Genomic DNA, 17,932 nt, shown 5'->3' with positions numbered 1-17,932 from the left:
ACCCTTGCGCGCCGACGAGAACGCGTTCTAGGTTGGACACGTGTCCAGTCAGGTGTCCAACATCACGCGGCGCGGCGTGAACCCCCGCCAGTCCGAGACCGTCGAGCGGCTCCTGGCCGCGGGCTCCGAGGAGCTGCGCGCGGTCGGCGCCGAGGCGCTCACGATCCGCACCGTGGCGGCCCGGGCGGGAGTCTCGCCGGCCACGGCGTACACCTACCTGGCCTCCAAGCACCACCTGTTCGCCGAGCTGTTCTGGCGCTACCTGGTCGAGGACCCGGCGGACCCGTGGCTGCCCGGGGAGACCGACGTCGTCGCCCGGCTCCGCGCGGTCACCCGCGGACTCTCCGAGCGGCTGGCCGCCGCCCCCGAGCTTGCCGCGGCCGTCACCCCGGCGCTGCTCGGCACCGACCCCGACGTGGACCGGCTGCGGCTGCGCATCGGCGGTGAGTTCGTGCGCCGCTTCCGCGCCGCCCTGGCGCCGGCGGACGCCGTACCCGTCGACGAGGCGGTGCTGGACACCCTCACCCTGTCGTTCTCCGGCGCCCTGCTGCAGACCGGCATGGGGCTGCTGACCTACGCCGAGCTCGCCGACCGCCTCGATGCGGTGGTCGCCGTGATCATGAAGGGCCACACCCGATGAGCACGCTCACCACGGACGCCGCGACGGTCTCCGGGCCGATCGTCTTCGACCCCTACGACTACGCCTTCCAGGCCGATCCCTATCCGGTCTACCGCCGCTGTCGCGACGAGGACCCGCTGCACCACAACCCCGACCTCGACCTGTGGGTGCTGACCCGGCACGCCGACGTCCAGCACGCCGTACGCAGCGAGGGGGTCTACTCCAACGCGATGGGCGTCTCCATCGACAAGTCGGCCTGGGGACCGGACGCACACCGGGTGATGTCGTTCCTCGGCATGGACCCGCCGCGCCAGACCCGGCTGCGCTCGCTGGTCTCCAAGGGGTTCACCCCGCGCCGGGTCACCGAGCTGACGCCACAGATCGAGCGGCTCACCGCGCTCTACCTCGGCGCGTGCCTGGAGCGGGCGCGTGACGGGGAGGGCGTGGACTGGATCCACGACTTCGCCGGCCGCCTCCCGATGGACGTCATCTCCGAGATGATGGGCGTGCCCGAGGCCGACCGCGCCGAGCTGCGCCGCCTCGCCGACCTCGTGGTGCACCGCGAGCCGGGGATCAACGACGTCCCCCAGGCGGGCATGGAGGCCAGCCTCCACCTGGTCGCCTACTACGCCGAGATGGTCGACCAGCGCCGCCGCCGTCCCACCGAGGACCTCACCAGCGCGTTGATCGCCGCGGAGATCGACGGCGACCGGCTCAGCGAGGAGGAGATCATCGCCTTCCTCTTCTTGATGGTCGTGGCCGGCAACGAGACCACCACCAAGCTGCTCGGGCACGCGGTGTTCCACCTGACCCGCCACCCCGAGCAGGAGGCGGCGGTCTTCGCCGACGCCGCGGCCGGCGAGCAGCTGGTCTCGCCGTGGATCGAGGAGACGCTGCGCTACGACACCTCCAGCCAGATGGTCGCGCGCCACCTGCTCGCCGACGTGACGCTGCACGGGCGCACCGCACCCGCCGGCGCCAAGCTGCTGCTCGTGCTCGGCTCGGCCAACCGCGACGACCGGGTCTTCGCCGACCCGGACCGCTTCGACCTGTTCCGCGACAAGGCCGAGGTCGCCCAGCTGCTCAGCTTCGGCGGCGGCCGGCACTTCTGCCTCGGCGCCAACCTGGCCCGCCTGGAGGCCCAGATCGCGCTGCGCGAGCTGGTCCGCGCCGTACGCCGCGTCGAGGTCGACCACGCCGCGAGCACGCGGGTGCACTCGGTCAACGTCCGCGGCTTCGCCTCGGTGCCGGTGCGGCTGGAGTCCCGATGAGCGGGCGCGACAGGTACGCCCAGCCCGCCCGTCGGCCCGCCGTCGTCACTGGTGCCTCCTCCGGGATCGGCGCGGCCACCGCGCTCGCCCTCGCCGCGGCCGGACACCCGGTCGCGCTCGGCGCGCGGCGTCGGGAGAAGTGCGAGGAGGTGGCCACCGCGATCCGCGACGCCGGGGGTGAGGCGGTCGCGCACCCCCTCGACCTCACCGACGGCGAGTCCGTCGAGGCGTTCGCCAAGGCGGTCGCTGCCGACCTCGGCGACGTCGAGGTGGTGATCAGCAACGCCGGCGCGGTCGCGCCCGGCACGATCTGGGAGGTCGACCCGGAGCGGTTCGGGGGGGAGATCGACCTCAACCTCACCGGCGCCCAGCGGCTGGTGCGCGCGTACGTGCCCGGCATGGTCGAGCGCCAGCGCGGCGACTTCGTCTTCGTCTCCTCCGACGTCGCCGTCAAGGCCCGCCCCTTCATGTCCTCCTACGCCGCCGGCAAGTGGGGGCTGGAGGGGATGGCCCATGCCTTGCAGATGGAGCTCGAGGGCACCGGCGTGCGGGCCAGCATCGTGCGCCCCGGCCCGACCTGGAGCGAGATGGGCACCGACTGGGACGTCGACCAGGCGGCGTTCGTGCTCAACCAGTGGGTCCGCTTCGGGCTGGCTCGGCACCCGCACTTCATGAAGCCCTCGGCGATCGCCGACGCGATCACCACGGTCGTCAGCGCCCCGCGCGGCGTCCACCTCAACCTCATCGAGGTCTCGCCCGAGGCCCCGATCGCGAAGCCGGAGAAGTCATGACCCAGCAGATTCCCGAGGTCTCCTACGTCGTTCCCGACGACGGGCACGGGCACCTCGCCGAGATGCGCGTCGACCCGATCGCGCTCTTCGACAGGGTCCGCGCCGAGTGCGGCGACATCGGCCGGTTCCGCCTCGCCGACCGCGACGTGGTGCTGGTCAGCGGCGCGCAGGCCAACGAGCAGTTCTTCCGCGCACCCGACCAGACCCTCGACCAGGCCGCGGCGTACCCCTTCATGACGCCGATCTTCGGCAAGGGCGTCGTCTTCGACGCCTCCCCGGAGGAGCGCCAGCAGATGCTGAAGAACCAGGCCCTGCGCGGGGACATGATGCGCGGGCACGCCGCCACCATCGAGGCCGAGATCACCCGGATGGTCGCCGAGTGGGGCGAGGAGGGCGAGATCGACCTGCTCGACTGGTTCGCCGAGCTGACGATCTACACCACCTCGGCCTGCTTGATCGGCAAGCCGTTCCGCGAGGAGCTCGACGCCCGCTTCGCCCACCACTACCACGACCTCGAGCGCGGCACCGACGCGCTGGCCTACGTCGACGCCTACGCCGACATCGAGTCCTTCCGGGTCCGCGACGCTGCCCGCGAGCAGCTGGTCGAGCTGGTGCAGGGCATCATCGACAAGCGGGTGGAGCGCGGCACCGTGGCCAAGGAGGAGCGCGACCTCCTCGACGTGCTCATCGCGGTCGGGATGGACGCCGACTACATCACCGGGATCTTCATCTCGATGATGTTCGCCGGCCACCACACCAGCTCCGGCACCGCGGCGTGGGCGCTCATCGAGCTGCTGCGCCACCCCGACGTGATGAGCGGCGTGGTCGCCGAGCTCGACGAGCTGTACGCCGACGGCGCGGAGGTCTCCTTCCAGGCGCTGCGCTCGATCCCGCGCCTCGAGGCGGCGCTGAAGGAGACGCTGCGCCTGCACCCGCCGCTGATCATCTTGATGCGGGTGGCCCGCGAGGAGATCGAGCTGGCCGGGCACACGATCCCGGCGGGCGTCACCGTCGCGGCCTCGCCCAAGGTCTCCAACCGGATCGGCACCGACTTCCCGGATCCGCAGCGCTTCGACCCGGGCCGCTACCTCGACCCGCGCCAGGAGGACCTGGTCAACCGCTGGACCTGGATCCCGTTCGGCGCCGGCAAGCACCGCTGCGTGGGCTCGGCCTTCGCGATGATGCAGATGAAGGCGATCTTCTCGGTGATCCTGCGCGACTACGAGTTCGAGATGGCCCAGCCCAGCGAGGACTACCGCGACGACGTCTCCAAGATGGTGATCCAGCTCGAGCAGCCGTGCCGGGTGCGCTACCGCCGCCGGTCTCGCCCCACCGGGGACGGGTGAGCACGGTGCGGGTCGTCGCGGACCTGGACCTGTGCCAGGGCCACCAGATGTGCCAGGGCGAGGCGCCGGACGTGTTCGGCTTCGACGCGGACGCCGACCTGGTCACCGTGCTCGACGAGCACCCGCCTGAGCCGCTGCGCCCGCAGGTCGCGGCCGCGGTCACCTACTGCCCAGCGATGGCGCTGGCCATCGAGGAGGAGAACCATGAGTGAGCTGACCCGTGCCGAGATCGAGGAGTTCTGGGAGTCCTGGCTGGAGGTGAACCGCGAGGCCGAGCGCACCGGGGACTGGCGGGTGCTCGCGGAGTCGTTCGCCCTGGACGCGACGTACGGCTGGATGTACTCCGTCGACGAGCACTTCATGGCCGTCGGGCGTGAGCAGATCCGCGACTGGGCGATCGGCATCGAGATGGACGGCTTCGACGGCTGGCGCTACGACTACCAGTGCGCGGTCATCGACGAGCGCAAGGGCATGATCGTCGGCTTCTGGAAGCAGCGCTCGGGCATCGTCGACGACCGCACCGGGCAGGAGTTCGAGATCCGCGGCCTCGGCGGCAGCTGGTTCGGCGTCGAGCGCCAGGTGGGCGGACCCGACGACGGCCTGGTCAAGATCGCCTGGCAGCGCGACTGGTTCGACATGCCCTCGACCGCGCACACGTTCATCGAGATCCTCAAGTCCGGCAAGGCGCCCGAGACGCTGACGGAGCGGATGAAGGTCACCGGCCTGGAGGTGCCCGGCCACTACCGGCACGCCGACCTGCCCTCCACCGTGTGGCCGCCGCCGGTCGAGGAGGGGCGCTACCTGGCCCAGCCGCCGGCACCGTCGCCCGCCGGATCTGCCGCCGCGGAGCCGTCCGCGTGAGCGGGCTGAGCACGCCGCCGGCCCAGCAGCTCGTCGACGGCAAGCTGTCGGGGGCCTCCGACGGCGCGACGTACCCGATCCACAACCCGGCGAACGGCGCGGAGATCGGGGTGGCGCCGGACTCCACCATCGCCGACGTGGACGCCGCGATCGCCGCGGCCCGTCGGGCCTTCGACGAGAGCGCGTGGCCCCACGACGTGGCGCTGCGGGTGCGCTGCCTGCGCCAGCTGCACGCCGCGCTGCTCGACCACGCCGAGGCGTTCACGGCGCTCACCACCGCCGAGGTCGGCATGCCCGGCTTCATGATGGGCGCGGCCGGGTTCGACGTACCGGTGGCCGGGCTGGCGTGGGTCACCGACCTGCTGGAGAGCTACGACTTCGAGACCGACCTGGGGGTCGCGAAGCCGATGGGCATCGCCTCGCGGCGCACCGTACGCCGCGAGCCGGTCGGCGTGGTCGCGGCCATCACGCCGTGGAACGTGCCCACCCAGATCAACCTGGCCAAGGTGGGCCCCGCCCTCGCCGCCGGGTGCACAGTGGTGCTCAAGCCCGCCCCGGACACCCCCTGGGTCGCCGCGGAGCTGGGCCGCCTGGTCGCCGAGCACACCGACATCCCGCCGGGCGTCTTCAACGTCGTCACGCCGCGCTCCAACGACGTGGCCGCGGTGCTGAGCACCGACCCCCGCGTCGACATGGTGTCGTTCACCGGATCCACCGCGACCGGGCGCGCGATCATGGCCGCGGCGGCGCCGACGCTGAAGAGGGTCTTCCTCGAGCTCGGCGGCAAGTCCGCGGCGATCGCCCTGGACGACGCCGACGTCGCCGCAGTCGCCGGCGCCGCGGCGTTCACCACCTGCATCCACGCGGGCCAGGGCTGCGCGATCACGACCCGGCTCCTCGTCCCGCGGGACCGGTATGACGAGGCCGTGCAGGTGGCCGCGGCGACGATGGAGTCGATCGGGGCCAAGGATCCCGCCGACCCCGGCGCCATCTGCGGGCCGGTGATCTCCGCGGCCCAGCGCGACCGGGTCGAGGCCTACCTGCGCCTCGCCGAGCAGGAGGGCGGGGTGTTCGCGACCGGGGGCGCGGTGATCGACCAGCCCGGCCACTGGGTGCAGCCCACGGTCGTCGCCGGGCTGGACAGCTCCGCGCGGGTCGCGCAGGAGGAGATCTTCGGGCCGGTGCTGGTCGTGCTCGCCCACGACGGCGACGACGACGCGGTGCGCATCGCCAACGACTCCGTCTACGGCCTGTCCGGCTCCGTCGACTCCGCGTCGCTGGAGCGCGCGACAGCCGTCGCGAACCGCATCCGCACCGGCACCCTGGCGGTCAACGGCGGGGTCTGGTTCAGCCCGGACGCGCCGTTCGGCGGCTACAAGCAGTCCGGCATCGGCCGGGAGATGGGGGTCGCCGGCTTCGAGGAGTACCTCGAGACCAAGACCCTCGCCTTCCCGGCCTGACGCCGCGCCCACCGCTCACCACCGCTTCGAGAGGAACACCATGCGTCTGCAGGACAAGGTCGTCGTCGTCACCGGGGCCGCGCAGGGGATCGGCGAGGCCTACGCCCGCGCGATCGCCGCCGAGGGCGCCGCCGTCGTGGTCGCCGACCTCCACGAGGAGGCGGGGGAGAAGGTCGCCGCCGGGATCGAGGAGAACGGCGGGCGGGCGATCTTCGTGCGCACCGACGTCTCCTCCCACGAGTCCGCGGCCGCGCTCGGCGAGCGCACCGTCGCCGAGCTCGGCGGGATCGACGGGCTGGTCAACAACGCCGCGATCTACGGCGACATGCAGTTCGACCTGCTGATCAGCGTGGACTGGGACTACTACCGGAAGTTCATGTCGGTGAACATGGACGGCGCGCTCGTGATGACCCGCGCGCTTTACCCGCACCTGCGCCGCCGCGGCGGCGGCGCGATCGTCAACCAGAGCTCGACGGCCGCCTACCTCTACTCCGGCTTCTACGGGCTGGCGAAGGTCGGGATCAACGGGCTCACCCAGCAGCTCGCCCACGAGCTCGGCGGGATGGGCATCCGGGTCAACGCGATCGCCCCGGGCCCCACCGACACCGCGGCGACGCGCACCCAGGCGGGCGGGGCCGCCGAGGAGCTGGTCAAGGCGATGGCGATCAAGCGGATGGGCCAGCCGGCCGACATGGTCGGCGCGTGCGTCTTCCTGTTGTCGGAGGAGTCGTCGTGGGTGACCGGCCAGATCCTGGCCGTCGACGGCGGGCAGACCTTCCGTGGCTGAGGTGACGGCTGAGCAGATGATGGGGCGCGCGCCGGTCGTCGGCTTCGTCGGGCTGGGCAACATCGGCAAGCCGATGGCGCTGCGGCTGGCCGCCTCCGACCTCGCGCTGGTGGTGTACGACGTCGCGCCGGAGCCGCTCGCCGAGCTGGCCGCGGCCGGCGCGAAGGTGGCCGACGACGTGGCCGGGCTCGCCCGTGCCGCCGACGTGGTGTGCGTGATGGTCCGCGACGACGCGCAGGTCCGCGACGTGCTCGACCAGGTGCTGGCCGCCGCGCCCGGGCCCCGGACGGTGGTGGTGCACTCGACCGTGGCCCCGCAGACGCCCGCGGCGCTCGCGGACCTCGCCGCGCCCCACGGCGTACGACTGCTGGACGCGCCGGTGAGCGGCGGGGCGATGGGGGCCGCCGACGGCACCTTGGCGATCCTCCTCGGCGGGACCGACGAGGCGTTCGAGGCGGCGCGTCCAGCGCTGGAGGTGATGGGCTCGAAGGTCGTGCACGCGGGACCGGTCGGAGCCGGGACCCGCTTCAAGCTGGCGCGCAACCTGATGCACTTCGTGGCGTTCACCGCGGCCACGGAGGCGCAGCGGCTGGCGGAGGCCGCCGGGCTGTCGCTGAGGGACCTCGGCGAGGTGGTGCGCCACACCGACGCGATCACCGGGGGCCCCGGCGCGATCATGCACCGCGACACGACGGCCCCGATCGAGCCCGGCGACTTCTGGCACGGCGTGATGTCCCACGTGGTCGCGCTGGGGGAGAAGGACCTCGGCTTCGCCCTCGACCTCGCCGACGAGCTCGGGGTCGACGTACCGCTCGCGCGCCGGGCGCGCGCCGACCTCGCGAAGGGACTTGGGCTGTGAGCACCGGCAAGTTCGACGACCTCCCCGAGACCCGCCGGCGCGGGCTGGAGCGGATGGAGCAGGTCTACGGCTTCGACATGAGCGACGGGGACGGCGACTTCTTCCGCTACACCGCCGACCATCTCTTCGCCGACATCTGGAACCGCCCCGGGCTCTCCGACCGGGACCGGCGGCTGCTGCTGATCGGCCTGCTCGCCGGCTCCGGCGGCCAGGACGTGCTGACCATCCAGATCCCCGCGGCGTACGCCGCCGGCGAGCTCGACGCGACCGAGCTGCGCGAGATCGTCATCCTGCTGTGCCACTACGCCGGCTGGCCGATGGGCTCGCGGGTCAACGCGATCGTCGAGGACACGATCGCGAAGGCCGAGAAGAAGGCCCGGGCCCGCGAGGTGTAGGTCGGGGTCGGGGGTCGGTGCTTTTCCGCGCAATTGCTGGGAAAAGCACCGGATTCGGCCGGGGACAGGTGGTTTTCGGCGCAATTGCTGAGATACGCGCACCCCGAGCCCACCCCCATACCTCCCCCGTCCAGGCGAGTCGGATGTCGGCGCCCGGGTCTACCGTCGACGGATGGACGAGGAGCAGCTGCGCGGAGCGACGATCCGCGACGTCGACCTGAGCGGCACGCGCTTCGTCGGCGTGGTCGCCGAGCACCTGGAGATCACCGGCGAGTTCGACCGCCTCGAGGTCAACGGCGTCGACGTGGTGCCGCTGGTCACCGCCGAGCTCGACCGGCGCCACCCCGAGCGCGCCCGGCTGCGACCGACCACTGTCGCGGGCTACCAGGAGGCGTTCACGCTGCTGGAGCAGCTGTGGTCCGACACCGTCGATCGAGCCCGCGGGCTCGACGCGGCGCTGCTGCACGAGCGGGTCGACGACGAGTGGTCCTTCACCGACACGCTGCGCCACCTCGTGTTCGCCACCGAGAGCTGGATCGGGCGGGTGGTGCAGGGCGTCCCCTCCCCGTGGCACCCGCTGTCGCTGCCGTGGGAGCAGATGCCGCCGACCCCGGCGTCCCCGCCGACCGCGACGCGCGGCCCGGTCTCGACGAGGTGGTGGCGCTGCGGTCCTCGCGACAGTCCTGGATCCACCAGGCGCTCGACGGGCTCGCCGACGACGCCCTCGCCGAGGTCCGCACGGTCCCCGAGGGACCCGGGTGGCCGCCGGCGGGGGAGCAGGTCCCGGTCGCGCACGCCCTCGACATCGTGATCAACGAGGAGTGGTGGCACCGCCAGTTCGCCGAGCGCGACCTCGCCGCACTCATCCCACGTCAGGAGCAGCCATGACCACCGACCACCCGGAGTCCACCCCGCCGTGGGAGCCGCCGTACGCCGGCGCCGAGGCCGAACAGCTGCTGGCGGCGCTCGACCGGCTCCGCGCGACGTTCCGCTGGAAGACCGACGGGCTCGACTCGGCGGGCCTGAACGCCGGGATCGGCAGCTCGGCGCTCACCCTGGGCGGGCTGCTCAAGCACCTCGCCGCGGTCGAGGCGACCCACGTGCCGTGGAAGATGCTCGGCATGGCGCCGGGGGAGCCGTGGGAGTCCCATGACTGGGACGCCGACCCCGACTGGGACTTCCGCAGCGCCGCCGACGACAGCGCCGCCGCGCTCTACGCCCAGTACGACGCCGCCGTCGCCCGCTCCCGCGAGTTGTTGAGCGCCGCCCTGGCCGACGGCGGCCTCGACAGGCCCGCCGCGATCGGTGAGCAGTGGGGCGAGACGGTCAACCTGCGCCGGCTGGTGTGCGACCTGATCGAGGAGTACGGCCGCCACACCGGCCACGCCGACCTGCTCCGGGAGGCGGTCGACGGCCGCACCGGTGAGGACCCGCCCCACCACTGGCGGCCCTCCGGGACCGGGGGTGCCTGGCTCGTGTGAGGACGACCGCAGCAGCGGGCCTGGGCGCCGGGAACCCGGCGACCGGGCCGCACGTTGGCACCGGAGACAGGTCCCTCGACTGAAAGAGCCATGGACGTTCAACATCCGGTCCCGCCCGGCCCCGCGGTCCTTGCCCCTCGCACGACGCATGAGGGGGCCCGGCGATGACACCGCTGTTGTCCCTGCTGCTCGGCATCCTCGTGATCACGCTGATCACCGCCGTCACCGGCTACTTCGTCGCCCAGGAGTTCGCCTACATGGCGGTCGACCGCTCGCGGCTGAAGGCGCACGCCGCCACCGGTGACCCGGTCGCCCGGCGGGCCCTGCAGGTCACCGGGCGCACCTCCTTCATGCTGTCCGGCGCCCAGCTCGGCATCACCGTCACCGGACTGCTCGTCGGCTACGTCGCCGAGCCGCTCGTGGGCTCCGCGCTCGGCGAGATGCTCGGCGGGGTCGGCGTACCGACCGCCGTCGGCGTCGGCGTCGGCACCGTGCTGGCGCTGCTGTTGTCGACCGGCATCCAGATGGTCTTCGGCGAGCTGTTCCCCAAGAACCTCGCGATCGCTCGCCCCGAGCCGGTGGCGCGCAGCCTGGCCACCTCGACGCTGCTCTACCTCAAGGTGGCCGGCTGGGTGATCTGGGTCTTCGACCAGTCCTCCAACCTGCTGCTGCGCGCGCTGCGCATCGAGCCGGTCCACGACGTCGAGCACTCCGCGACCGCGCGCGACCTCGAGCACATCGTCGCGGAGTCCCGGGCGGCCGGTGACCTGCCCGAGGAGCTGTCGATGCTGCTGGACCGGGTGCTGGACTTCCCCGACCAGAACGTCGCGCACGCGATGGTCCCGCGCGTGCGCGTGGACACCGTCGAGACCGACATGAGCGTGGCGGACCTGCGGGCCGAGATGGCCGGCGGCCACTCGCGCTACCCCGTGCTCGACGACGACCGGGTCGTCGGCGTCGTCCACCTCATCGACGTGCTCGAGTTCGAGGGCGACGCCGCGGGCAGCAGCGTGGGCGACCTGGCCCGGACCCCGCTCATGCTCCCGACCGCGATGCGCCTGCCCGACGCCGTACGCGAGCTCTCGCGCACCCGCAACCAGCTCGCCTGCGTGCTCGACGAGCACGGCAGCTTCGACGGCATCCTCACCGTCGAGGACCTGGCCGAGGAGCTGGTCGGCGAGATCACCGACGAGCACGACGAGCACGCCGAGCTCGCGCTGGCCGCCGACCTCGCCTCCGACGCCTCCTCCGGCTGGACGCTGGCCGGCAGCCAGCACGTCGACGAGGTGGAGCGGGCGGTCGGCCACGACCTGCCCGAGGGCGACTACGAGACGGTCGCCGGCCTGCTCATCGAGCACCACGGCCGGTTCCCCGAGGTCGGCGAGGTGATCACCGTCGAGCTGCCGCTCGACCCCGGCGGCTACGCCGAGAGCGAGGACCCCGAGCCGGTCCTTGCTCGTTTCGAGGTCCTCGAGGTCGAGGACCACATCCCGGCGTCGGTGCGGCTCACGCTCGCGACCGGCTTCGCACACCTGGTCGAGGAGGGCCGTTCCTGATGGAGAGCCCCTGGGTGGTGGCCCTCGCCACCGTCGCCATCATCGCGCTGAGCGCCTTCTTCGTCGCGGTCGAGTTCGCCCTGATCGCGGCCCGCCGGCACCGTCTCGAGGACGCCGCCACGACCAGCCGCTCGGCCCGCGCCGCGCTGCGCAGCTCCTCGGAGCTCACGCTGCTCCTGGCCGGCTCCCAGCTCGGCATCACTGTCTGCACCCTGGCCCTGGGTGCGATCACCAAGCCGGCCGTGCACCACTGGCTGACCCCGCTGTTCGCGGACTGGGGGATGGCCTCCTGGGTCGCCGACGTGGCCGGCTTCGTGCTGGCGCTGATCATCGTGACCTTCCTGCACCTGGTCGTGGGCGAGATGGCCCCGAAGTCGTGGGCGATCGCCCACCCCGAGCGCTCCGCGATCATGCTCGCGATCCCGATGCGGGCGTTCATGTGGACGACCCGTCCGCTGCTGCGCGGGCTCAACGAGGCCGCGAACTGGTGTCTGCGCCGGGTCGGCGTGGACGCCTCCGACACGGTCTCCACCGGCCAGGACCCGGCGGCGCTGCGACAGCTGGTCGAGCACTCCGCCAACGTGGGTGCGCTGGACGCGAGCTACTCCGCGCAGCTCTCGGGCGCGCTGGAGCTGCAGACCATGACCCTGGCCGACATCGTGCGCCCGGCGCCGGTGGTCTCGGTGCCCCGCTCGGGCACCGTCGCCCAGGTGCAGGAGGCCTCCCGCGCCTCCGGGCACCTGCGGATCCTGGTCGCCGAGCCCAACGGCCGCGTCGAGAGCGCGGTGCACGTGCGCGACACGCTGGCGCTGGCTGAGCACGACTCGTTCGAGGAGCTCGTGCGTCCCACGGCGCGGTTCGCCGCGACGATGACTGTGTACGACGCCCTCGCGCGGATGCGTCGCGACAGCAGCCACCTGGTGCTGGTCGAGGACGCGGGCGACGTGGTCGGCGTCGTGACGATCACCGACCTGCTGCGCCAGCTGTTCCCGCACGTGCCGGCCGCCTGAATGTGCCTGCTGCTCTCGCCGCCCGGCTGGTGACCGCCTTCGTGGTCACCAGCCGGGCGGCAGGGCGGTGAAGTCGGCCTCGCGGCCCTCGGCGAAGGCGGTCAGCGCCTCGAGGTTGGCAGGGCCGCCCATGAGCTCGGCGAACGCGGCGTTCTCCCGCTCGCGGGCCGCGTCGACGTGGGCGCGCAGGGGCGCGGTCATCGTGCGCTTGACCGCGACGAGGCTCGAGATCGGGCGAGCGGCGAGCACCTCGGCGTGCCGGGTCGCCTCGCCGAGCAGGTCGTCGGGCTCGCAGACCCGCCACACCAGGCCCATCTCGCGCGCCTGGGCCGCGCCGATCCACTCCGAGGACATCAGCATCCAGGCGGCGTCCTGGCGCCCGACGAGCCGCGGGAAGAGGTAGGACGACGCCGCCTCGGGCGCCACGCCCAGCGAGGTGAACGGGCACTTCAGCCGCGCGGTGCTCGCCATGAACGCGAGATCGGCGAAGCCGAGGATCGTCGCCCCGATGCCGATCCCGATCCCGTTGACCGCGCACACCAGCGGCTTGGGGAACTCCACGAGGGCGTCCAGCAGCCCCACGAACCCGTGCTTGCCCGGCACGAACCCCGGGTCGGTCGCCCGCGCGTGCATCTCGCGCAGGTCGGTGCCCGCGCTGAACCCGCGGCCCGCCCCCGTCAGCAGCACCACGGCGACCCCCGGATCCGCCGCCGCATCCAGCAGTGCCTCCGCGGTCGCGTCGTACAAGGCCTCGTCGAAGGCGTTGAGGGCCTCGGGACGGTCGAGCACGAGGGTGCGCACCCGCCGGTGGTCGGAGATCTGCAGCGTCATGTGTCGCAGACTAGAACGTGTTGCAGGTATCCGGGGCTCGACGGGCGAGACAGCGGTGCGCAGCTGCCAGCCGGTGACCGCAGAACACCGCCGTCAGCCGACCAGCCCGGGACCGGGTCATCGCGTCGCCGTGATCGGCCCCGACGACCACCTGTCGGCGGGGCGGGTTAGCGTCGAGGGGTGAGCACCTCCACCGCCCGCGAGCGGGTGTGGCGCCCGTCGTGGCCGGCCACCCCGCAGACGATGCGCGCGCTGCGCCGCGGGCCGGGGGACCCGACCTACCAGGTGGACGAGGCGGGCCGCCACTGGCGCGGGATCGGTACGCCGGAGGGCCCGGCGACCCTGGTCCTGCACGCGCGCCGCGACCTCGGCGAGATCCACGCGCGGGCCTGGGGCCCGGGGGCCGACTGGGCCCTGGCCTCGGTCCCGGACCTGCTCGGGGACAGCGACGACTGGCGCGGCTTCGAGCCCCGGCACCCGGTGCTGGAGGAGGCGTGGCGGCGCCACCCGCACCTGCGCCTCGGGCGCACCGGACTGGTGCTCGAGGCCCTGGTGCCGGCGGTGCTCGAGCAGAAGGTGACCGGCCAGGAGGCGTTCGCCGGCTTCCGGATGCTGGTCCAGCGCTACGGCGAGCCGGCGCCTGGCCCCGGCGCCGACCGCCGGCTGCGCGTCCAGCCGGGTGCCGAAGCGCTGCGCCGCGTCCCGTCGTGGGCCTGGCTGCAGATGCACGTCGACGGCGCCCGCTCGCGTGCGATCGTGACGGCCGCCCGGGTCGCGGAGGCCCTCGAGCGCACGGTCGGCCTGCCGGGCGAGGAGGTGGATCGCCGGCTGCGATCCCTCCCGGGCATCGGCGTCTGGACCAGTGCGGAGGTGCGCCAGCGTGCGCACGGCGACCCCGATGCGGTGTCCTTCGGCGACTACCACGTGGCCAAGGACGTCGGCTGGGCGCTGACCGGCACCCCGTTCGACGACGCCGAGCTCGAGGTGTTCCTCGAGCCCTGGCGCCCCCAGCGCGGACGGGTGCCGCTGCTGCTGGTCGTCGCCGGGCTGCGTCGGCCCCGCCACGGACCCCGGATGGCACCCCGCACCCACCTGCCCGCCCAGGTCCGGCGGCGCTGAGGCGCTGGGCCGGTCGAGCAGCGCACCGTGCGGTCGAGACGCACTAGGCTCCGCACGTGGCCGCACACGAGGACCCGCCGCCGCTCGAGCAGCCCGTCGAGCGGCCGGTCCTGAGCCCGCCTGCCCGCTGGCTCGTGCGGCTGCTGACGGTCCTCGGGGTGCTGTGCCTCTTCGTCGGGGTCCTCGCCGGCGTCGTGAACCGTGAGGTCGTCGACGGCGGCGCCTTCGCCGAGCACGCCGACGCGGTGCGCGCGGACCCGGCGGTCGCCCGGCACCTCGGCGTCGCCCTGACCGACCAGGTCCTCGAGGTCGAGCCGGAGCTGGGCGCCCTGCGTCCCCTGGTCGAGTCCACGGCGAGCGCGCTGATCGCGAGCGACGCGCTCGGGCCGGTGGTGCGCTCGGTGCTCGAGCCGCTGCACGGCGCCCTGGTCTCCACCGACCAGGACCAGGTGGTGCTGCGCATCGCCGACGTCGCCGCCGTGCTCGTCACCGCGCTGCGCGAGGTCGCGCCCGACGCGGGCGCGAAGATCCCCGACGACCTCGAGGTCACGCTGTCGGCGTTCGGCGGACAGGAGCTCACCGCCGAGCTGATCGAGACCGCCCAGGCCATCTCGCTGCTGTCCTGGCTGCTGCCGCTGCTCGGGGTGCTGCTCCTGGCCGGCGCGGGGCTGGTACGACGCCGCACCTGGGACACCGCGCTGCGCACGGTCGGCGAGGGCGCGCTCGTCGTGGTCGCGCTCCTGGTCGTCGGCAACGTCGTCACCGGCGCCGTCCTCGGTGCGCAGCTCGACGACGACCTGTCCGGGGCGCTTGTGCTGGCGATCTGGGACGAGCTCGACGACGCGCTGTGGCGCACCACCGCCGTCGTCGGGGCGGTCGCCCTCCTCACGGTCCTGGTCTCCACGCCGGAGGCGCGGCAGTCGCCGGCCGCGCTCGCCGCACGCGGCCGCGAGCTCGCGCTGGGCACCGGGACCCCACGGGCCACTGCCGTGCGCGGCGCGGCGCTCGTCCTGCTCGGCGTGCTGCTGGTCGCACGCCCGCTCCAGATGCTCGCCGCGGTGCTCGCCGCCCTGGGCGTGGCCCTCACGCTCTTCGGGCTGCTGGAGCTGGCGCGCTCGCTCATCACCTATGTCGACCGCGTGTCGGCACGCCCCGGACGTGCCCACGGGCCGGTGCTGCGGGCCCTCGCCGGTGGCCTCGCGGCGCTGTTGATCGCCGGGACGCTGGTCCTCGGTGGCTGGCCGGCCGGTACGACCTACCCCGCGGCGAGCGCACCCGAGCCCGGTTGCAACGGGTACGTCGAGCTCTGCGACCGGCGCTACGACGAGATCGCCCAGGTCGCCACGCACAACTCGATGTCGGCCGTCGACGAGTCAGGCTGGTTCCTCGGCGAGCAGCCGACCGGCGTGATGGGGCAGCTCGAGGACGGCGTCCGGGTGTTCCTCATCGACTCCTGGTACGGCCAGCCCACCGACCGCGAGGGCGTCACTGCCACCGCCGAGGACGGGCGCGACCAGGCCCTGGCCGAGGCCCGTGAGCTGTATGGCGAGGCAGTGGTCGAGTCGGCGCTGCGGGTGCGCTCGGCGCTGTCGCTGGAGCCGACGGGGGAGCCGGAGCCGTACCTGTGCCATGCGCTGTGCGAGCTGGGCTCGACCCCGTGGACGCCGCTGATGACCGAGGTCGAGGCGTGGCTGGAGGCCAACCCCCGCGAGGTGGTGACCTTCTTCATCCAGGACGAGGTCAGCCCGGAGGACACCGCGAAGGTCTTCGACGACGCGGGCCTGCTGCCCTACGTCCACACCCCGGTGCCCGGCGAGCCGTGGCCGACGCTGGCGGAGATGGGCGAGTCCGGCCACCGGGTGGTCGTGCTGCACGAGAACGTCGGCGGCGGGGAGGAGTACCCCTGGATCATCGACGCCACGATCTGGTCCCAGGACACGCCGTACTCCTTCGAGCGTCCCAGCGACTTCAGCTGCGAGCTGTTCCGCGGCCGCGCGACCGCGCCGCTGTTCCTGGTCAACCACTGGCTCAGCGGGTTCGCCACCAAGGTCGCCAGCGCCCGGCGGGTGAACTCCGAGGAGGCGGTGCTGTCGCGCCTGGAGCAGTGCTGGCGCGAGCGCGGCCAGATCCCCAACTTCGTGGCGATCGACCACTACGACGTCGGGGACGCCCAGGGGGCGGTCGACCAGATCAACGGGGTCGGCTGAGCGCGATGCCTCAGAGCAGCGGACGCAGCGGGGCGAGCACGTACTCGGTGAACTTGCGGTGCAGGTCGCGCGCGGCCCACTCGCCCGCGGTGAGCTCGAGGGAGTGGGACTGGTCGACGGAGAAGATCTCCTCCAGGTTCTGCGCCAGGCCCTCGTCGAAGATCTCGATGTTGATCTCGTAGTTGCCCTGGAGGCTGAGCCGGTCGATGTTCGCGGTGCCGACCGTGCTCCAGCTGCCGTCGATGGTCATGGTCTTCGCGTGGACCATCGCGTCGCGGTAGCGGAAGATCCGCACCCCGGCGTCGAGCAGCTGGCTGTAGTAGCCGCGCGAGATCCAGTCGGCCACGACGTGGTTGGACTTCAGGGGCACGAGGAGCCGCACGTCGACCCCGCGCAGCGCCGCCGTCCGGAGCGTGTCGACGAAGTCCTGGTCGGGCAGGAAGTAGGCGGTGGTCAGCCAGACCCGCCGGTAGGAGCGGGCGATCGCCTCGAGGTAGAGGTTGCGGATCGGGAACATCCACAGCCGGGGCACGTTGCGGTGCACCCGGATCTGCGGCTCCCAGGTGGAGGCGGTGTCCAGCAGCAGCGGCGGCTCGCTGGCGCGCAGCCGCCGGCGGCGGTTGAGGTTCCAGAAGTCGGCGAAGGCCCGCTTGAGGTCCCACACCGCCGGGCCGGTGACCCGGATGTGGGTGTCGCGCCACTCGGTCTCGTACGCCGAGCCGATGTTGTAGCCGCCCACGAACGCCTCGGAGTCGTCCACCACCAGGATCTTGCGGTGGTCGCGGCCGTAGCGGGTGACGTCGAAGAAGCGCCAGCCGGCGGCGTACGACGGGAAGCGCAGGACCTTCATGGGGCGCGGGAAGCGCTTGAACCGCGGGGAGACGACGAGGTTCCCGAAGCCGTCGTAGATGCAGTACACCTCCACGCCGCGCCGGGCGGCGTCGGCCAGCGCGCGCTTGAACCGCTCGCCGACCTCGTCGCCCTTCCACAGGTAGGTCTCGAACAGCACCTGGCGCTTCGCGCCCTCGATGGCGGCGAGCATGTCGGCGTAGAGGTCGGCGCCGTAGGTGTAGGTCGTGATCGTGCCGTCGCCGACGTCCACGCTGCGCGGCGGCGTGACCGGGAACGGCTTCGGCTTCTTGCCGCGGCGGCGGTAGGAGTCGACCAGCGACATCGCGATCGCGACCGCGAACGGCGCGGCGACCAACGAGCCGAGCGTCCTGCGCAGGATCAGCAACAGGCGGTCGGTGCGCGCGGCGGGACTCGTCACGGAGCCAACCTAGTCAACGCCGCCACGAAGCGCCCGTCCAGGTTGTCGGGGGGTCGCGTCTAGGCTCGG

General features: G+C 72.9%; 18 protein-coding genes. 16 read left to right on the top strand and 2 right to left on the bottom strand.

What is annotated here, in order from left to right; genetic code table 11:
- Positions 1–40 precede the first annotated feature (40 nt).
- The 14 genes from GFH29_RS10870 (at position 41) to GFH29_RS10805 (ending at position 12,436) form a co-directional block, all read left to right on the top strand.
- Positions 41–640: a TetR/AcrR family transcriptional regulator gene (locus GFH29_RS10870; protein ID WP_153323552.1), complete on the top strand. Its 600-nt coding sequence runs from the start codon at positions 41–43 to the stop codon at positions 638–640.
- Positions 637–1,890: a cytochrome P450 gene (locus GFH29_RS10865; protein WP_153323550.1), complete on the top strand. Its 1,254-nt coding sequence runs from the start codon at positions 637–639 to the stop codon at positions 1,888–1,890. Before GFH29_RS10870 ends, GFH29_RS10865 begins: the two co-directional genes overlap by 4 nt.
- Positions 1,887–2,681 carry an SDR family oxidoreductase gene (locus GFH29_RS10860; RefSeq protein ID WP_153323548.1) on the top strand — a complete coding sequence of 265 codons (795 nt, stop codon included), beginning with the start codon at positions 1,887–1,889 and terminating at the stop codon, positions 2,679–2,681. The genes GFH29_RS10865 and GFH29_RS10860 overlap by 4 nt, the downstream gene beginning before the upstream one ends.
- Positions 2,678–4,027, top strand: a complete 1,350-nt coding sequence (locus GFH29_RS10855) for a cytochrome P450 (protein ID WP_153323546.1) — start codon at positions 2,678–2,680, stop codon at positions 4,025–4,027. Before GFH29_RS10860 ends, GFH29_RS10855 begins: the two co-directional genes overlap by 4 nt.
- A complete protein-coding gene (locus GFH29_RS10850) occupies positions 4,024–4,239 on the top strand; it encodes a ferredoxin (protein ID WP_228387433.1) in 216 nt (71 codons plus the stop codon). The genes GFH29_RS10855 and GFH29_RS10850 overlap by 4 nt, the downstream gene beginning before the upstream one ends.
- On the top strand, positions 4,232–4,888 hold the full coding sequence (locus tag GFH29_RS10845; RefSeq protein ID WP_194288926.1) for a nuclear transport factor 2 family protein: 657 nt from the start codon (positions 4,232–4,234) through the stop codon (positions 4,886–4,888). The genes GFH29_RS10850 and GFH29_RS10845 overlap by 8 nt, the downstream gene beginning before the upstream one ends.
- Complete coding sequence (locus GFH29_RS10840) at positions 4,885–6,348, top strand: aldehyde dehydrogenase (RefSeq protein ID WP_153323544.1); 1,464 nt, start codon at positions 4,885–4,887, stop codon at positions 6,346–6,348. Before GFH29_RS10845 ends, GFH29_RS10840 begins: the two co-directional genes overlap by 4 nt.
- Positions 6,349–6,388: 40 nt before the next feature.
- On the top strand, positions 6,389–7,135 hold the full coding sequence (locus GFH29_RS10835; RefSeq protein WP_153323542.1) for an SDR family oxidoreductase: 747 nt from the start codon (positions 6,389–6,391) through the stop codon (positions 7,133–7,135).
- Positions 7,128–7,994 carry an NAD(P)-dependent oxidoreductase gene (locus tag GFH29_RS10830; RefSeq protein WP_228387432.1) on the top strand — a complete coding sequence of 289 codons (867 nt, stop codon included), beginning with the start codon at positions 7,128–7,130 and terminating at the stop codon, positions 7,992–7,994. Before GFH29_RS10835 ends, GFH29_RS10830 begins: the two co-directional genes overlap by 8 nt.
- Positions 7,991–8,389 carry a carboxymuconolactone decarboxylase family protein gene (locus tag GFH29_RS10825; RefSeq protein WP_228387431.1) on the top strand — a complete coding sequence of 133 codons (399 nt, stop codon included), beginning with the start codon at positions 7,991–7,993 and terminating at the stop codon, positions 8,387–8,389. Before GFH29_RS10830 ends, GFH29_RS10825 begins: the two co-directional genes overlap by 4 nt.
- Positions 8,390–8,561: 172 nt before the next feature.
- Complete coding sequence (locus GFH29_RS10820; protein WP_228387430.1) at positions 8,562–9,200, top strand: DinB family protein; 639 nt, start codon at positions 8,562–8,564, stop codon at positions 9,198–9,200.
- 73 nt (positions 9,201–9,273) lie between these two features.
- Complete coding sequence (locus tag GFH29_RS10815; protein ID WP_153323540.1) at positions 9,274–9,870, top strand: DUF664 domain-containing protein; 597 nt, start codon at positions 9,274–9,276, stop codon at positions 9,868–9,870.
- Positions 9,871–10,034: 164 nt separating this feature from the next.
- Positions 10,035–11,426, top strand: coding sequence for a hemolysin family protein (locus tag GFH29_RS10810; RefSeq protein ID WP_153323538.1), 1,392 nt, complete (start codon positions 10,035–10,037; stop codon positions 11,424–11,426).
- Positions 11,426–12,436, top strand: coding sequence for a hemolysin family protein (locus tag GFH29_RS10805; RefSeq protein WP_153323536.1), 1,011 nt, complete (start codon positions 11,426–11,428; stop codon positions 12,434–12,436). The genes GFH29_RS10810 and GFH29_RS10805 overlap by 1 nt, the downstream gene beginning before the upstream one ends.
- Before the next feature lie 45 nt (positions 12,437–12,481).
- Here GFH29_RS10805 and GFH29_RS10800 read toward each other — a convergent pair whose 3' ends face one another.
- Positions 12,482–13,267 (bottom strand): enoyl-CoA hydratase/isomerase family protein, encoded by a 786-nt coding sequence (locus GFH29_RS10800; protein WP_153323534.1) that lies wholly within the window; start codon positions 13,265–13,267, stop codon positions 12,482–12,484.
- A gap of 180 nt (positions 13,268–13,447) precedes the next feature.
- On the opposite strand from GFH29_RS10800, the gene GFH29_RS10795 reads away from it, so the two are divergent.
- Together GFH29_RS10795 and GFH29_RS10790 are read left to right on the top strand one after the other, a co-directional pair.
- On the top strand, positions 13,448–14,386 hold the full coding sequence (locus GFH29_RS10795) for a DNA-3-methyladenine glycosylase family protein (RefSeq protein WP_228387429.1): 939 nt from the start codon (positions 13,448–13,450) through the stop codon (positions 14,384–14,386).
- Between the two features lie 56 nt (positions 14,387–14,442).
- A complete protein-coding gene (locus GFH29_RS10790; protein ID WP_153323532.1) occupies positions 14,443–16,593 on the top strand; it encodes a hypothetical protein in 2,151 nt (716 codons plus the stop codon).
- Positions 16,594–16,603: 10 nt separating this feature from the next.
- On the opposite strand, the gene GFH29_RS10785 is transcribed toward GFH29_RS10790, so the two are convergent.
- Complete coding sequence (locus GFH29_RS10785; RefSeq protein ID WP_228387428.1) at positions 16,604–17,863, bottom strand: phospholipase D-like domain-containing protein; 1,260 nt, start codon at positions 17,861–17,863, stop codon at positions 16,604–16,606.
- Positions 17,864–17,932: the final 69 nt, after the last annotated feature.

Source organism: Nocardioides sp. dk884, assembly GCF_009557055.1.
Taxonomy (GTDB): Bacteria; Actinomycetota; Actinomycetes; order Propionibacteriales; family Nocardioidaceae; genus Nocardioides.
This window is presented reverse-complemented; position numbering and strand designations above follow the sequence as displayed.

What these genes read in the sequence shown, in the direction of transcription:
- GFH29_RS10865 (WP_153323550.1), top strand. Translation starts at nt 637, where the DNA reads ATGAGCACGCTCACCACGGACGCCGCGACGGTCTCCGGGCCGATCGTC.
- GFH29_RS10860 (WP_153323548.1), top strand. Translation starts at nt 1,887, where the DNA reads ATGAGCGGGCGCGACAGGTACGCCCAGCCCGCCCGTCGGCCCGCCGTC.
- GFH29_RS10855 (WP_153323546.1), top strand. Translation starts at nt 2,678, where the DNA reads ATGACCCAGCAGATTCCCGAGGTCTCCTACGTCGTTCCCGACGACGGG.
- GFH29_RS10845 (WP_194288926.1), top strand. Translation starts at nt 4,232, where the DNA reads ATGAGTGAGCTGACCCGTGCCGAGATCGAGGAGTTCTGGGAGTCCTGG.
- GFH29_RS10835 (WP_153323542.1), top strand. Translation starts at nt 6,389, where the DNA reads ATGCGTCTGCAGGACAAGGTCGTCGTCGTCACCGGGGCCGCGCAGGGG.
- GFH29_RS10820 (WP_228387430.1), top strand. Translation starts at nt 8,562, where the DNA reads ATGGACGAGGAGCAGCTGCGCGGAGCGACGATCCGCGACGTCGACCTG.
- GFH29_RS10815 (WP_153323540.1), top strand. Translation starts at nt 9,274, where the DNA reads ATGACCACCGACCACCCGGAGTCCACCCCGCCGTGGGAGCCGCCGTAC.
- GFH29_RS10810 (WP_153323538.1), top strand. Translation starts at nt 10,035, where the DNA reads ATGACACCGCTGTTGTCCCTGCTGCTCGGCATCCTCGTGATCACGCTG.
- GFH29_RS10805 (WP_153323536.1), top strand. Translation starts at nt 11,426, where the DNA reads ATGGAGAGCCCCTGGGTGGTGGCCCTCGCCACCGTCGCCATCATCGCG.
- GFH29_RS10800 (WP_153323534.1), bottom strand. Translation starts at nt 13,267, where the DNA reads ATGACGCTGCAGATCTCCGACCACCGGCGGGTGCGCACCCTCGTGCTC.